This is a genomic window from Clostridium sp. UBA1056 (genome assembly GCA_002316385.1).
GTDB lineage: Bacteria > Bacillota > Clostridia > Clostridiales > Clostridiaceae > Clostridium_J.
The window spans coordinates 170,258-184,651 of record DCDL01000061.1; the positions used below are offsets into that span (position 1 = coordinate 170,258).

A 14,394-nucleotide genomic window follows, 5' to 3' on the forward strand; every position below is an offset into this window, starting at 1 on the left:
GAGATTATTAAAGAAACGGGGTGTAGAAATGAATCAAAATGCTACTAAAGCAATGATTGCTGAAGTCTTTAATGATATAGCAACAGGAATAAAAAGCGGACAATTTAAGAAAAAAGTTAGAATAGGCTTAACTATATTAGGCTCTGAACATGGAATCGAAGAAATGGTTAAAGCTGCTGAATTGGCGAAAGTGAAATACGGCGATTTTGATGTAGTTTTAATTGGACCTAAAGTGGATGCTGATTTTGAAGTAGTAGAAGCAGAAACAGCTGAAGAAGGTCATAAGAAAATGACAGCTATGCTAGAGAATGGAGATTTAGATGGTTGTGTTACACAACACTTTGATTTCCCTATAGGAGTTTCAACAGTAGGTAAAGTAATGACTCCAGGTAAAGGAAAAGAAATGATAATAGCTACAACTACAGGAACTACTTCTACAAATAGAGTTGAAGGTATGGTCAAAAATGCTATATCGGGAATATCTGTAGCTAAAGCAAATGGTATTAAAAATCCGAAGGTAGGAATATTGAACCTTGATGGCGCTAGACAAGTAGAAAGAATTCTAAGAGAAGTTCAAGAGAGTGGATATGACATGTTATTTACTGAATCACTAAGAGCTGATGGTGGAGCTGTAATGAGAGGAAACGACCTTTTAGCAGGAACTCCAGATGTCATGGTTTGTGATTCATTAACAGGAAACTTATTAGTTAAAGTATTTTCATCATTTACTACTGGTGGAAATTATGAAACTGTAGGAGCTGGATATGGACCTGGTATTGGAGAAAACTATGATAAATTAGTTAACATAGTTTCAAGGGCATCAGGAGCACCTCTTATTGCAGAGGCTTTAAGATTCTGTGCAACTTGTGCAGAAAATAAAGTTTTAGATATAGCGAGAGATGAATTTAAAGCAGCTAATAAAGCTGGATTAAAGGAGTTTATAGATAAAACTACAAAAAAAGCTAGTAAACCACAAGAAGAGGAAGAAGTAAAAATGCCTACTAAAAAGGTAGTAACTTTCTCCATAGCAGGGATTGATATATTAGAGCTTGAAAACGCATGTAAAGCGCTTTGGAAAGAAGATATATATTCAGAGAGTGGAATGGGTTGTACAGGACCCATAGTACTTGTAGCTGATGAAGACGGATTAAAGGCTCAAGAAGTATTAAAGAAGGCAGAATTCATATCATAAAATATGAGTAGAAAAATAAAATTGACTGTGAATTTGCAGTCAATTTTATTTGATTTTTACGGGTAATTATGGTATATTCAGCATATAAATATATGAAGTTAAATAGTATAGCATATAGAGTACTAATGATAAAATTTTTTTATTAGGATATAATACATACTATAATAAAAATTTTATATATTTACTACTTATTTATTTCAGGAGGGTTTAAAATGAAAATGAAAAAAATAGTTGCTCTTATGGCAACGGTTGCTATGACTGCTTCCTTATTAGTAGGTTGTGCTGGCACTGGTAACGGAAATGATAACAAAGGTGCAGCAAATGAAGGAAAAGATACTCCAAAAACAGAAATATCAATAGGTCTTTCAACAGATGAGGGTGGATTAAATGATAAATCATTTAACCAATCAGCAGATGAAGGGGTAAAGAAAGCTCAAAAAGAATTAGGTGTGAAATATACAGCAGTTGAAGCTCAAAAGAAAGAAGATTATGAGCCTAACCTACAGGCTTTAGTAGATGATGGTTCAGCTTTAACTTTTGCAGTTGGATATCAATTAGCTGATGCAGTTAAAGCTATAGCTGGAAATAATCCAAGTTCAAAATTTGCTATCATTGACTCAGTTGTAGAAGCTGACAATGTTCTATCTATAACTTTTAAACAAGAAGAAGGTTCTTTCTTAATGGGAGTTATAGCTGGTTTAACTACTAAAACTGATAAAATTGGATTTATAGGTGGAAAAGACAATGAAGTAATGCAAAAATTTGAAACAGGATTTGCAGCTGGAGTTAAAGCTGTTAACCCACAAGCCGCTGCTGGACTTATAAGTGCAGATGGTAAGAATCCAGGAACAACTGTTAAATATGCAGACTCTTTTGCTGATCAAGGCAAAGGTAAAGAGTTGGCTCTATCACTATACGGAGCTGGATGTGATGTAATATATCATGCAGCTGGTGGAGTTGGTTTAGGAATGTTCCAAGCTGCTAAAGAATTAAAAGATTCAGGTAAAGAAGTTTGGACTATTGGTGTTGATAAGGACCAGGCAATTGAACTTCCAAAGTACAAAGATGTAATTCTTTCTTCTATGATCAAGAGAGTTGACACTGCTACTTATGATGCAACTAAGTCAGTTGTAGAAGGCAACTTCAAAGCTGGAGTTATGTCTCTTGGAATAGCAGAAGATGGAGTAGGCATGGCTGAAACAACTAAAGATAATACTGCTCCTGATGTACTTGTAAAAGCAGAAGAGTATGAAACTCAAATTAAAGAAGGTAAGTTTAAAGTGCCGGTTACAAGACAAGAAGTTATTGATTTTGAATTACAGTAATAAAAATTAGAGTAGTAAAAAAGCTAGATATTACATCTAGCTTTTTTTTATTACTTTTGATAATATATTTTTAGAAGAATAAAGTTGTATGAAAAGTTAAAAAAATATTAAATAAAATAGTTTTATGGTATAATGAAAAGTAGATTCTATAAAGTACATGGCGGTATTTTAGTTAATATTAAGTATTTTAATGTAGGATGTAAACGTAGGTAATATTATGAGGAGGAAGGGAAATGAAAAAAGTAATTGAAATGAAAGGTATAACTAAAGTTTTCCCTGGCACCATAGCAAACGATAATGTGGATTTTGACTTGTTACAAGGTGAAACTCACGTATTGTTAGGAGAGAATGGAGCAGGAAAGACTACCTTAATGAATATACTTTATGGCTTGTATCAACAAGAAAAAGGTGATATTTACGTTAATGGAAATTTAGTTAATATTAACACACCTAGCGAAGCTATAAAGCTTGGAATAGGAATGGTTCACCAACACTTTATGTTAGTTCACAACTTTACGGTAGCTGAAAATATTGTACTAGGATGTGAGCCTACTAAAGGATTACTTATGGACAGAAAAAAAGCATATAATGATGTAAAGGAACTGTCTGACAAATATGGATTTTCTATAGATCCTAATGCGGTTATTGAAAATATTTCTGTAGGGCAACAGCAAAAGGTAGAAATTCTTAAGGCTCTTTATAGAGGAGCAAAGATTCTTATCCTTGATGAACCTACAGCGGTTTTAACACCTCAAGAGATTGAAGAATTAGGTAAAATACTAGATAATCTAAAAAAAGAAGGAAAATCTGTCATTCTAATAACGCACAAATTAAAAGAAATTATGAGCATGAGCGATAGAGTTACTATAATTAGGAGAGGTAAGGTTACTGGTATCGTTAACACTGCTGATACTAATATTGACGAATTAGCAGAGTTGATGGTTGGAAGAAAGGTAAATTTAGTTGTAGATAAAGATGAACCTAAATTAGTAGGAGAAGTTCTTAAAGTGGAAAATTTATCTGCCAGTGATCAAAGAGGTATTCCGGCTGTAAAAAATGTTTCTTTTTCTGTTAATGGTGGAGAAATTTTAGGAATTGCAGGGGTTGATGGTAATGGTCAAACGGAGTTATTAGAAGTGCTTACAGGACTTAGAAAAGGCCAGAATGGGAAAGTTTTATTAAATGATAAGAACTTATATGGTAAATCACCTAGAGAAATTATAGACTCTGGTGTTGGACATATTCCAGAGGATAGACATAAAAGAGGTCTTATACTTAAATATTCTTTATTTGAAAACTCTATTCTTGGAATTCATAAAAATAAGGAATTTAATAAAGGAATTATGATGGATTATAAGGCCATAAAAAAACATTGCGATACACTTATAGAAGAATTTGACGTAAGAACACCAAGCAATGAGGTCTATGCATCCGCTCTATCTGGAGGTAATCAACAAAAATTAATTGCAGCTAGAGAAATTTCAAAGGACCCAACATTACTAATTGCGGCTCAACCTACAAGGGGTATTGATGTAGGTGCTATTGAATACATTCATAGTAGACTTGTAGATGAGAGAGATAAAGGTAAGGCCGTTTTACTAGTATCTTTAGAGTTAGATGAAATTTTAGCTCTTTCAGATAGGATCGCTGTTATGTATGATGGAAAAATAGTAGATATTTTAGATAGAAAAGATGCAGATGAACAAAAGCTTGGTATATTAATGGCTGGTGGAAGCTTAGATAAGAAAGGGGAAGAGAAATAAGATGAATAGTAAAGTTAAGAATACCATGAAAGCTATCCTCTTTCCAATAGTAGCAGTTATACTTTCTTTATTTATATCAGTATTTTTTGTTATGTGGGCGAAGGGATATTCAATAACTCAATATTTTACTGCTTTAACAGACTTGGTTTCAACTATATGGAATGGTAGTTTCGGAACTCAAAGAAATGTTATGACTACATTAGCAGAGGTTACTCCATTAATTTTTACTGGTGTGGCTAATGCGGTGGCATTTAGATGTGGATTATTTAATATTGGTGTTGGTGGTCAGTTTGTATTAGGTATGCTGGCGGCTGCTATAGTTGGTGTTATTCCTGGACTTAGTCCAATAGTACATATACCATTAATGATATTAAGTGGTATAGTAGCTGGGGGACTTTGGGGTGGAATACCTGGATATCTTAAAGCTAGATTTGGAACTAGTGAAGTTATAAATACAATTATGATGAACTATATTTCTATAGCTCTTGCAAACTATGTTATACTTAGAACTGCCTTTGGAGTTCAAGGAAAATCAGCAACTCCGACTATACAAGAGAGTGCAATGTTTCCTAGATTTGTTGAAGGAAGTTCAGCAAATATAAGTTTATTTATAGGAATTATAGTAGCTATTCTTATAGCATTTATATTATGGAAGACTACTTTGGGTTATGAAATTAGAGCCGTAGGTATTAACCCGTATGGAGCAGAATATGGTGGAGTAAACGTAGCTAAGAAAGCTGTATTAGCAATGGTATTATCAGGAGCTATAGCAGGCCTTGGTGGAGCTACTCACGTAGCAGGTGTTAAACATCTTATTCAAGATTTTATGGTTGTTCCAAGTTACGGATTTGACGGTATAGCAGTTGCGCTATTAGCAAAAAATAATCCTGTAGCATGTATTCTATCAGCAGTATTATTTGGAGCTTTAAATAGTAGTTCAAGAGCACTTCAAATAAGTGGAATACCAAAAGAAATAGTATTCTTAATTCAAGCAGTAATTATTATATTTGTAGCTACGGATTATATTGTAACCTACTTTGAAAATAAGAAAAAGAAAGGGGAGATAATGAATGGATAGCATAATTTTTGCAAGTATTATATCATTGATAGCATCCACACTAAGAATAGCTACTCCACTTATCTTTACAGCCCTTGGAGGAATGTTCTCAGAACGTTCAGGTGTAGTTAATATAGGTCTAGAAGGTATGATGACAATAGGTGCATTCTTTGCGGTATATGGAACATATATAACAGGTAATCCTGTAATGGGAATGGTCTTTGCTGCAGTAGCTGGTGGATTACTTGCGTTTCTCCATGCATTTCTTAGTATTCACTTGAAGGCAGATCAAGTTATTTCAGGTACAGCTATAAATTTATTTGCAACAGCATTATCTAGTTTCTTGATATATATACTTTTTGGAGGTAAAGGAGGTCAAACAGACTTAGTAACCATTCTTCCTTATAAATTGCCAGGGTTTATTACTAAAATACCAGTTGTTGGGGAAATTTTATCAGGATTAAACTGGTTTGTAATATTAGCAATAGTTCTTGTATTTGTATCTCATTTCGTACTTTATAAAACTTCTATTGGACTTAGAATAAGATCAGTGGGAGAGCATCCAAAGGCTGCAGATACATTAGGAATAAATGTTTATTTAGTAAGATATATTTGTGTAATATTATCAGGAATGTTGGCAGGGCTTGGTGGAGCTGCTTTATCTATAGGTGTTACACCAATATACAGAGAAGGAATGATAGCAGGTAGAGGATTTATAGCTTTAGCAGCTGTAATATTTGGTAACTGGACACCTATTGGTTCCTTCGGTGCTTGTCTATTATTTGCGTTTGGTGAGTCATTCCAAATATTTGCTCAAGGACTTGGATGGTCATTACCATCTGAAGTGTTTACAATCATACCATACTTATTGACTATGCTAGCTCTTGCTGGTTTTGTAGGAAAAACAAATGCACCAGCTGCATCAGGCCAAGCATATGAAAAGAATGGAAGATAATATTGAGTAATTCAAAATTATAATATAATTTCAGGGTTAGCTTTTAATAGGCTAACCCTTTTTATTAAATTTAATCAATCTTCATAAGAAGTTCTAATTATCTCTGAAGATTCATTAGGATTACATCTTAAAGAGTACTAAGTCTAGGAGTCACCACTGTTATCTCAACATTTATAGATAAAATAATATTCATATTATAGTGGGTATAACTGACGTAAATTATTGTCAGGGAAATAAGAATATATTCTTTAGTTAGAAATAAGATATATTTTATGATATGATTAAAATGAGAAAATTAGGAGGGATATTTATGAATTTAGGCTTTGATTTAAGATTATCACAAGAACAAAAATTGATTATGACAATGGAAATGCAACAATCAATAAAGCTATTACAAATGTCATCCTATGAACTCCTGCAGTATATCGATAAAGAATTGCAAGAAAATGTTATTCTGGAAGTAGAGAATAATTTGGAAGTGCATAAAGAGGAAGTAGTAGATAATGAACTAAGAGAATATAGGGAAGTAATTAGGGATATGGCTATGGATAATTACAATGATAAATCATATTTTAAAGATGAAGGAAATGATTTAGTATCTCCCTTTAATTTTATAAGTAGTAAGCCTACTATCAAGGATTATTTGAGGGATCAGATTATGTATAGCAATATGAGTAAGAAAGATGAGGTTATTTGCAGATATATTGTAGATAACATTGATCATAGGGGATATCTAGATGAGAATATTATAGAGAATTTAGTAGAAGAACTGAATATTTTGAAAGAGACAGCTATAAGGTGTATGGGTATAGTACAAGATTTTGAACCTTCTGGTATAGGAGCTAGATCTCTTAGTGAATGTTTAATACTTCAACTGCATAGAAAGAATATAGTTAATGATTACGTTGAGGAAATAATAAATAACTATTTATATGAATTATCAAAAGGAAAATATCAATTAATAGGTAAGAAACTTGGAATTACTGCTAAGCAGGTTCAAGAATGTGAGGATATAATAAAAGAGTTAGAACCTAAACCTACTAGGGGATTTTTTACTGGTGAAGAGATTGGGTATTTAATTCCGGATGTTTATGTAAAAAAAATAAGTGATAGATATATAGTTCTCATGAATGACAATATATTACCTAATCTAATAATTAACAATACCTACAAGGATGTAATCAATAATAGTAATAATACTGAAGCTATAGATTATGTAAAGGGTAAAATAAGCGGTGCTATGTTTTTAATTAAAAGTATACAAAATAGAAGAAATACCTTATGTAGGGTTATGGAAGAAATAGTTAGAAATCAAGAGGAATACCTAAATAGAGGTGATAATTATATAAAACCTATGACTATTAAATATATAGCTAATAGCTTAGGTATGCATGAATCTACAGTTAGCAGAGCAATTAGGGACAAGTATGTAGCGCTTCATACAGGAGAAATTAAGAGGATAAAAGATCTATTTACTAGTAGTGTAAATGTTTTAAATGAAGAGATATCATCTGTTAGTGTAAAAGATATGATAAAAAGTATAATAGAATCTGAGAATAAGGCAAAGCCATTATCGGATTCATCCATATGTGAAGTGCTTAATAAGAAAGAGATAGATATATCTAGACGTACTATAGCTAAGTATAGAGAAGAGCTAGGGATAAAATCTTCATCTCAACGCAAGCGATTAATATAAATTTTAATATTCCATATAAAACATTATAATACAATAATGTTTTATATGGAATTAATTATATAAAGTATATTAAATAGATATATATGTTTTAATTGAATTTCTACATTAACTTAAGTATATATTATAATTAACTTTAATAAGAAAAATTTAAATTGATATGAATCATAATTACTATAGCTTATAAAATAAATAAATTTTATTTTTGAATAATTTATAGTTATATGTAGCAATATAATTCATATAAAAATTTTTTTTGTACAAATTATATATGAATACTTCACATATAGTATATATTGTCGTATAATATATATGTAAAGTTTAAATGTTATTGGGACAAATTTTGTCCATAGGGACATAAAATGTCAATGGGGTAAAAAATGAAAAGGTTATTAAATTTACAACAAAAAGTGATACCTGAATTACTAGAAGTTCTAGATGTAAGATATACTATATTAAAAAATATAAAATACAGAGAGCCCATAGGGAGAAGATCATTATCAACTATAGTAAATTTAAGTGAAAGAGTTGTAAGAAGTGAAACGAACTTCTTAAAAATGCAAGGGTTAATAGATATTAAATCATCAGGTATGTATATCACTGAGGAAGGCGAAGAGATCTTTAGTGAACTAAAAGCCTTTATGAAGGAGATAAGTGGCTTAGACTCTATGGAAGAGAAATTAAAAGATCTTCTTAAAGTTAGGGATGTAATAGTTATTAATGGAAATGTAGCTGAAGATAGTACACTATATACTGAACTTGGTAAAGCAGCGGCGAATTACTTAAAAAGTATTATTATAGATAATATTATAATATCGCTTACTGGAGGACGCACAGTAAAAGAGGTTGTTGATAATTTTACTCCCATGGCCAAATTTAAAAACATAAAGGTTCTACCTGGTAGAGGTGGTATGGGAAAAGAAACAGAAATACAATCTAATACTTTAGTAGAAAACTTAGCAAATAAATTAGAGGCTACCTATGAATTATTACATATTCCTGACAATATAAGCAGTGATTCCTTTAAAGCTTTAATTAAGGAATCGAATATTAAAGATACCTTTGAAAATATAGGTAAATCAGATGTTCTTATCCATGGTATAGGATTGGCTAAAGAAATGTGTGATAAGAGAAGTTTATGTAGTGATGTAAAGGAAAGAATATTAGAATCAGGAGCTATAGGAGAAGCTTATGGCCATTATTTTAATAATAAAGGAGAAATTGTATATTCTATGCCTTCCATTGGAATAACTAAAGATAGAATAAAAAGAATTCCTAATGTGATAGCCATAGCGGCAGGAGTTGAAAAGGCAGAAGCTATTATGGCTATACAAAGAGGAAAAGAAAACTCTACTTTAGTTACTGATGAAGCTACAGCAAAAGAAATTTTAAAATTATTTTCAAAGTAGGTTAGTTATTAATACTTATTGATTTTATCTAATAACTATTTACTCTAATGCTCAATTTTTATAAGGTGAGAGATAAAAGTAATGTGTATCTAGATAACATTTTCTAAGAAATAAAATTACTTAGAAATATGAATATATCAATTAAGTTTCAATATAAAAATTATTAAATTAAATGTTGGAGGTATTTTATAATGGTTAAAGTTGGAATTAATGGATTTGGTAGAATAGGAAGAAACGTATTTAAGTCTTTAGTAGACCAATATGCAAAGGATATTGAAGTTGTGGCAATTAATGATTTAACAGACCCGAAAACACTTGCACATCTTTTAAAATATGATACACTTTATGGAAAGTTTAATGGAACAGTTGAAGCAACTGAGAACTCAATTATAGTTAATGGAAAAGAAATAAGAATATTTGCAGAGAGAGATCCTAAAAATATACCATGGGGACTTCAAGGTGTTGATATTGTAATAGAATCTACAGGTCTATTTACTGATGCTACAAAAGCAAAAGCTCACATAGAAGCAGGAGCTAAAAAAGTATTAATTTCTGCACCTGCGAAAAATGAAGATATAACAATTGTACTTGGAGTAAATGAAGATAAATATGATGCTAAAAATCATAATATTATATCAAATGCTTCATGTACAACTAACTGCTTAGCACCTTTTGCTAAGGTTTTAGATGAAAAATTTGGGATATTAAAAGGTCTTATGACTACAATACACTCTTATACTAACGATCAGAAAATATTAGATGCACCACATAAAGATTTAAGAAGATCTAGAGCAGCAGGTGAAGCAATGATCCCAACAACTACAGGAGCAGCAAAAGCAGTTGCATTAGTTTTACCTCAACTTAAAGGAAAGTTAAATGGAATGGCAGTAAGAGTTCCAACTCCAACGGTTTCAATGACTGATTTAGTGTGTGAACTTGGTAAGTCAGTTACTGTAGAGGAAGTTAATGAAGTTTTAAGAGAGGCATCAGAAGGAAAACTTAAAGGTATTCTTGGATTCTCTGATGAACCATTAATTTCAATGGACTTTAGAGGAGATGAGAGATCTTCAATCGTAGATGGGCTTTCAACTATGGTTATGGGAGATAATTTAGTTAAAGTAGTTGCTTGGTATGATAACGAGTGGGGATACTCAAACAGACTAGCAGATTTAACAAAATATGTTGCTGATAGATTATAATCTCTAAAGTGTGTTAAAATAGGTATGTAATAAAAATCTAGTTCAGTTAAGAAGCTAAGAACTAGATTTTTATTACAATAAGTTTATGAAGGAGATTTTAACATGTCATTTAAGAAGAAATCATTAGAAGACATCAATGTGAAAGGTAAAAAAGTTTTAGTAAGATGCGACTTTAATGTACCTATAGTAGAAGGTGAAATTACTGATGAAAATAGACTTTTAGGAGCTATACCTACTATAGAATACTTAGTTAACCACGATGCTAAAGTTATTTTATGTTCACATTTAGGAAAACCAAAGGGAGAGCCTAAATCAGAGCTTTCACTAGCACCAGTAGCAGCAAGATTAAGTAAATTATTAAATAAGAACATAGTTTTTGCAGAGGACGATAATGTAATAGGAGATAATGCAAAAGCAGCTATTTTAGCTATGAATGATGGGGATATAGTACTGCTACAAAATACTAGATTTAGAAAAGAAGAAACTAAAAATGAAGAAAATTATTCTAAAGAGCTAGCTTCACTTTGTGATATATTTGTAAACGATGCTTTTGGAACAGCTCATAGAGCACATTGTTCCACTGTAGGAGTAACTGAGTTCGTAGAAGAATCAGTGTGTGGATATTTAATTCAAAAGGAGCTTAAATTTTTAGGAGAAGCTATAGAAAATGCTGAAAAACCATTTACAGCTATTTTAGGTGGTTCTAAAGTATCAGATAAAATTAATGTTATAAATAATCTTTTAGAGAAAGTAGACAATCTTCTTATAGGAGGAGCTATGGCATATACTTTCCTTAAGGCTCAAGGATATAAAATGGGCATATCTAGAGTAGAAGAAGATAAAATTGATTATGCATTAGAAATGATGACAAAAGCTAAAGAAAAAGGGGTTAAATTATATCTTCCAGTAGATCATGTAATAGCTACTGAATTTGATAAGAACGCAACTCCAGTAATAACTGAAGATGAAAATATTCAAGATGGATATATGGCTTTAGATATAGGACCAAAGACAAGAGAATTATATGCAGAGGTTATAGGAAGCTCTAAGACTGTTATTTGGAATGGACCAATGGGAGTCTTTGAATTTGAAAACTTTAATAAGGGAACAATAGCAGTAGGAGAAGCTATGGCTAATTGTGATGGGATTACAATAATTGGTGGAGGAGATAGTGCTGCTGCCGTTAACATATTTGGATTAGGAGATAAAATGACACATATATCTACAGGTGGTGGAGCTTCACTAGAATTTTTAGAAGGAAAAGAGCTTCCAGGAATTGTTGCTTTAAATGATAAATAAATATAAAAGTTTATGAAGAAAGTAATAAACAAGAGAAAATCTTGTTTATTTACTTTCCTTTTTCACAGTAATATATTATATTTGAGTTAGAGAAAAAATGTAATATGTCTTTTAAAGGAAAAGTTTAATATTTTTAGTTTTAATAAGGATATGTTGTAAAGTTATTAATAGGAGGATTAATCATGAGAAAAGCAATAATAGCAGGAAATTGGAAAATGAATAATACTATACAGGAAGCAATAGATTTAGTTAAGGAATTAAAACCCTTAGTAAAAGATGCTAGCTGTGATGTAGTAGTTTGCCCAACTTTTCTATCTTTACCAGCAGTAATTGAAGAGTGCAAGGACAGCAATATTATGGTTGGAGCTCAAAATATGCACTTTGAAGAGTCAGGTGCTTTTACAGGAGAAGTTTCTCCGTTAATGCTTAAAGAATTAGGAGTAAAATTTGTTATAATTGGACATAGTGAAAGAAGACAATATTTTAACGAAACTGATGAAACTATAAATAAAAAATTAAAGACTGCCTTTGAACATAAAATTGTACCTATATTATGTGTAGGAGAGAGTTTACAGCAAAGAGAACTAGGAATAACAGAAGAAATATTAGGCGCTCAGATAAAGCAAGATTTAATAGGAATAAAAAAAGCACAAGTTGAGAATATGGTAATAGCCTATGAACCTATTTGGGCTATAGGAACAGGAAAAACTGCAACTGCAGACGATGCTAATAATACTATAGGATTTATTAGAGATGTTATAGGTAAGTTGTATGGTGAAGATGCTGCAGATAAAGTTAGAATTCAATATGGCGGATCAGTTAAGCCATCAACTATAAAAGAGCAAATGTTAAAGGAGCACATAGATGGAGGCTTAATAGGTGGGGCTAGTCTTAAGGCTTCAGATTTTGCAGCCATTGTAAATCACTAATAAAAGGATGGGTTAAATAATATGAATAAAAAGCCAGTAATGCTAATGATATTAGATGGTTTTGGAATAAGCGACAATGTGGATGGAAATGCAGTTAGAGAAGCAAGAAAGCCTAATTATGATGAACTAAAGGCTAAATATCCGCACACCACATTATCAGCTTCTGGTCTAGATGTAGGTCTTCCAGAGGGTCAGATGGGTAACTCTGAAGTAGGACACCTAAATATAGGTGCAGGAAGAATTGTATATCAAGAGCTGACTAGAATAACAAAATCAATTAAAGACGAAGACTTCTTTGAAAATAGAGCTTTAAATTTTTCTATTGATGAAGCATTAAAAAATAATTCATCTGTTCATTTAATGGGGTTATTATCAGATGGAGGAGTTCATTCCCACATAAATCATTTAAAGGCTCTTATAACTCTTTGCAAGAAAAGGGAAGTAAAAAAAGTTTTTGTTCATTGCTTTTTAGACGGAAGAGATGTATCTCCTACATCTTCAAAAGAATTTATAGAAGAATTACAAAAGCATATGAACAATGAAGGTGTAGGTGAAATTGCGACTATTTCTGGTAGATACTATGCCATGGACAGGGACAATAGATGGGAAAGAGTGCAATTGGCATATAATGCAATGGTAAAAGGTGAAGGAAACACAAATACATCACCATTTGCAATTATAGAAGATGCATATCACCACAATAAAACTGATGAGTTTATAATTCCTAGTGTAGTTGTAAAGGATAGCAAACCTGTAGCTACTATAAAAAATAAAGATTCTGTAATTTTCTTTAACTTTAGACCAGATAGAGCAAGAGAGATAACTAGAGCTTTAAAGGATAAAGAGTTTAAAGGATTTGAAAGAGAAAATTTAGATATAACCTATGTATGTATGACACAATACGATAAAAATATTGAAGATGTACAAATAGCTTATAGATCAGAAAGTTATAAGAATACATTAGGTGAATATGTAAGTAGTAAAGGATTAAAGCAACTTAGAGCTGCAGAGACAGAGAAATATGCGCATGTAACCTTTTTCTTTAATGGAGGAGTTGAGGAGCCGAATAAGGGTGAAGATAGGGTTTTAATTCCATCCCCTAAAGTAGCAACCTATGACTTGAAACCAGAGATGAGTGCTTATGAAGTTACTGATGCAGTATTAGAAAATATAGAAAAAGATGAATATGATTTAATAATATTAAATTATGCAAATCCAGATATGGTTGGGCATACTGGGGTCATTGAAGCAGCAGTAAAGGCTATAGAAGCTGTAGATAATTGCTTAGGTAAGGTAGTAAATAAAATCCTTGAGCATAATGGTACCGTGTTTATCACAGCAGACCATGGTAATGCTGAGTGTATGATTGATTATTCTACAGGTAAACCAATGACATCGCATACTACTAATTTAGTTCCATTTATTTATGTTGGAGAAAAAGTGAGTGAGCTTAGAAGTGGAGGAATCCTTGCTGACATAGCTCCAACCATCTTAACAAAGATGGGATTAGAAATTCCAAGTGAGATGAGTGGAAAATCATTAATTTAACTTATCAAGTTAAAATATTTAGCCA

At 31.7% G+C, this 14,394-nt stretch carries 11 protein-coding genes; all 11 read left to right on the forward strand.

Annotation, left to right across the window (positions count from 1 at the left end; genetic code table 11):
- The first annotated feature begins 28 nt into the window (after positions 1–28).
- Positions 29–1,192: a glycine/sarcosine/betaine reductase complex component C subunit alpha gene (gene grdD / locus B3W71_RS17920; RefSeq protein ID WP_346890306.1), complete on the forward strand. Its 1,164-nt coding sequence runs from the start codon at positions 29–31 to the stop codon at positions 1,190–1,192.
- A 212-nt stretch (positions 1,193–1,404) separates the two neighbouring features.
- The gene (locus tag B3W71_RS17925; RefSeq protein WP_346890307.1) at positions 1,405–2,517 is read left to right on the forward strand and encodes a BMP family ABC transporter substrate-binding protein; all 1,113 of its coding nucleotides are present in this window, start codon (positions 1,405–1,407) and stop codon (positions 2,515–2,517) included.
- 233 nt (positions 2,518–2,750) lie between these two features.
- A complete protein-coding gene (locus B3W71_RS17930) occupies positions 2,751–4,280 on the forward strand; it encodes an ABC transporter ATP-binding protein (protein WP_346890308.1) in 1,530 nt (509 codons plus the stop codon).
- Between the two features lies 1 nt (position 4,281).
- Positions 4,282–5,358: an ABC transporter permease gene (locus B3W71_RS17935; protein WP_346890309.1), complete on the forward strand. Its 1,077-nt coding sequence runs from the start codon at positions 4,282–4,284 to the stop codon at positions 5,356–5,358.
- The gene (locus tag B3W71_RS17940) at positions 5,351–6,292 is read left to right on the forward strand and encodes an ABC transporter permease (RefSeq protein WP_346890310.1); all 942 of its coding nucleotides are present in this window, start codon (positions 5,351–5,353) and stop codon (positions 6,290–6,292) included. The genes B3W71_RS17935 and B3W71_RS17940 overlap by 8 nt, the downstream gene beginning before the upstream one ends.
- 310 nt (positions 6,293–6,602) lie before the next feature.
- Positions 6,603–7,988: an RNA polymerase factor sigma-54 gene (gene rpoN, locus B3W71_RS17945; RefSeq protein WP_346890311.1), complete on the forward strand. Its 1,386-nt coding sequence runs from the start codon at positions 6,603–6,605 to the stop codon at positions 7,986–7,988.
- Between the two features lie 377 nt (positions 7,989–8,365).
- Positions 8,366–9,394, forward strand: coding sequence for a sugar-binding transcriptional regulator (locus tag B3W71_RS17950; RefSeq protein WP_346890312.1), 1,029 nt, complete (start codon positions 8,366–8,368; stop codon positions 9,392–9,394).
- A gap of 191 nt (positions 9,395–9,585) precedes the next feature.
- A complete protein-coding gene (gene gap / locus B3W71_RS17955; protein ID WP_346890313.1) occupies positions 9,586–10,593 on the forward strand; it encodes a type I glyceraldehyde-3-phosphate dehydrogenase in 1,008 nt (335 codons plus the stop codon).
- 102 nt (positions 10,594–10,695) lie between these two features.
- On the forward strand, positions 10,696–11,892 hold the full coding sequence (locus B3W71_RS17960) for a phosphoglycerate kinase (protein WP_346890314.1): 1,197 nt from the start codon (positions 10,696–10,698) through the stop codon (positions 11,890–11,892).
- Positions 11,893–12,074: 182 nt separating this feature from the next.
- A complete protein-coding gene (gene tpiA / locus B3W71_RS17965) occupies positions 12,075–12,821 on the forward strand; it encodes a triose-phosphate isomerase (RefSeq protein WP_346890315.1) in 747 nt (248 codons plus the stop codon).
- A 21-nt stretch (positions 12,822–12,842) separates the two neighbouring features.
- The gene (gene gpmI, locus B3W71_RS17970) at positions 12,843–14,369 is read left to right on the forward strand and encodes a 2,3-bisphosphoglycerate-independent phosphoglycerate mutase (RefSeq protein WP_346890316.1); all 1,527 of its coding nucleotides are present in this window, start codon (positions 12,843–12,845) and stop codon (positions 14,367–14,369) included.
- Positions 14,370–14,394 lie beyond the last annotated feature (25 nt).

What these genes read in the sequence shown, in the direction of transcription:
- B3W71_RS17930 (WP_346890308.1), top strand. Translation starts at nt 2,751, where the DNA reads ATGAAAAAAGTAATTGAAATGAAAGGTATAACTAAAGTTTTCCCTGGC.
- gpmI (WP_346890316.1), top strand. Translation starts at nt 12,843, where the DNA reads ATGAATAAAAAGCCAGTAATGCTAATGATATTAGATGGTTTTGGAATA.
- B3W71_RS17950 (WP_346890312.1), top strand. Translation starts at nt 8,366, where the DNA reads ATGAAAAGGTTATTAAATTTACAACAAAAAGTGATACCTGAATTACTA.
- rpoN (WP_346890311.1), top strand. Translation starts at nt 6,603, where the DNA reads ATGAATTTAGGCTTTGATTTAAGATTATCACAAGAACAAAAATTGATT.
- B3W71_RS17935 (WP_346890309.1), top strand. Translation starts at nt 4,282, where the DNA reads ATGAATAGTAAAGTTAAGAATACCATGAAAGCTATCCTCTTTCCAATA.
- tpiA (WP_346890315.1), top strand. Translation starts at nt 12,075, where the DNA reads ATGAGAAAAGCAATAATAGCAGGAAATTGGAAAATGAATAATACTATA.
- grdD (WP_346890306.1), top strand. Translation starts at nt 29, where the DNA reads ATGAATCAAAATGCTACTAAAGCAATGATTGCTGAAGTCTTTAATGAT.
- B3W71_RS17940 (WP_346890310.1), top strand. Translation starts at nt 5,351, where the DNA reads ATGGATAGCATAATTTTTGCAAGTATTATATCATTGATAGCATCCACA.
- gap (WP_346890313.1), top strand. Translation starts at nt 9,586, where the DNA reads ATGGTTAAAGTTGGAATTAATGGATTTGGTAGAATAGGAAGAAACGTA.
- B3W71_RS17925 (WP_346890307.1), top strand. Translation starts at nt 1,405, where the DNA reads ATGAAAATGAAAAAAATAGTTGCTCTTATGGCAACGGTTGCTATGACT.
- B3W71_RS17960 (WP_346890314.1), top strand. Translation starts at nt 10,696, where the DNA reads ATGTCATTTAAGAAGAAATCATTAGAAGACATCAATGTGAAAGGTAAA.